The sequence below is a fragment of the Methylobacterium indicum genome, assembly GCF_001043895.1.
In the GTDB taxonomy this organism is placed as follows: domain Bacteria; phylum Pseudomonadota; class Alphaproteobacteria; order Rhizobiales; family Beijerinckiaceae; genus Methylobacterium; species Methylobacterium indicum.
This window is the reverse complement of sequence record NZ_JTHF01000494.1, coordinates 1-551: the sequence shown is the minus strand read 5'-3', so window position 1 is coordinate 551 and position 551 is coordinate 1. Positions and strand designations below refer to the sequence as shown.

Genomic DNA, 551 nt, shown 5'->3' with positions numbered 1-551 from the left:
GCTTCGACCCGGAGCATTGCGTGCGGGCGCTCGCGGAGGGGGGGGCGAGCTTCACCTCCCTGGTGCCGACCCACTACGCGATGATGCTGGGCCTGAGCCCGGCCGCCAAGGCGCGCTACGACCTCACCCGCATCACCCGCCTGATGATCTCCTCGGCCCCGGCCCGGCCCGACACCAAGCGGGCGGTGATGGAGTTCTTCCCCAATTCCGGGCTCTACGAGCTCTACGGCGCCACCGAGGTCGGCTGGGCGACGATGCTGCACCCGCCCGAGCAATTCACCAAGCTCGGTTCGGTCGGGCGCGAATGCGTCGGCTCGGCGCCGATCAGGCTCCTCGACGAATCCGGCCACGAGGTGCCGGACGGCGAGGCCGGCGAGCTGTTCTGCTCGAATCCCTACCTGTTCGACGGCTACTGGAAGCTGCCGGAGAAGACCCGGGAAGCGTTCCGCGGCGAGTACTGCACCGTCGGCGACATGGCCCGGCGCGACGCGGACGGCTTCATCCACCTCGTCGACCGCAAGAGCAACATGATCATCTCGGGGGGCGAGAAC

At 69.0% G+C, this 551-nt stretch carries 1 protein-coding gene; it reads left to right on the top strand.

The window, feature by feature from the left end; genetic code table 11:
- A partial coding sequence (locus QR78_RS31695) for a class I adenylate-forming enzyme family protein (RefSeq protein WP_048431623.1) occupies positions 1 to 551 on the top strand: 551 nt, incomplete at both ends.